A 516-nucleotide genomic window follows, 5' to 3' on the forward strand; every position below is an offset into this window, starting at 1 on the left:
CCCGTGCCCTTGCCGAGCTCCTTGGTGGTGAAGAAGGGCTCGGTGGCCTTCTTCAGCGTGGCCTYGTCCATGCCATGGCCGCAGTCCTGCACGGAAAGGCGGATATAGGAGCCGTGCTCGAGGTCGCGGCCTATCGGCACCTCCGCGCGCTCTACCCGGATCGTCACGGCGCCGCCCTCTGGCATGGCGTCGCGCGCGTTCACGGCGAGGTTCAGCAGCGCCAGTTCCACCTGGTTCGTGTCCACCAGCGCGAGGGCGGCGCGCGAGGGCAGGTCCAGCCGGAGCTCGATGCGCGGGCCGATGGAGCGTTCCAGCAGGTCCTTCATGCCGCTGACCAGCATGACGAGGTCGCGCGGCTGCACCTGCAGCTCCTGCCGGCGCGCGAAGGCCAACAGGCGCTGCGTGAGCGCGGCGCCGCGCTGCGCGCCCTGCCAGGCGATGTCCACGAGGCGCGACGCATCGCCATCCGCCGCGACACGCGGTCGCAGCAGCTCCAGATTGCCGAGCACCGCCATC

At 70.9% G+C, this 516-nt stretch carries 1 protein-coding gene; it reads right to left on the reverse strand.

Features of this window, described 5'->3' with window-relative positions:
- Positions 1 to 516, reverse strand: a 516-nt coding sequence (locus AC1DWF_RS38710; protein ID WP_476843694.1) for an ATP-binding protein, incomplete at both ends; no start/stop codon positions are given.

The sequence above is a fragment of the Aminobacter sp. P4_D5 genome, assembly GCF_056401815.1.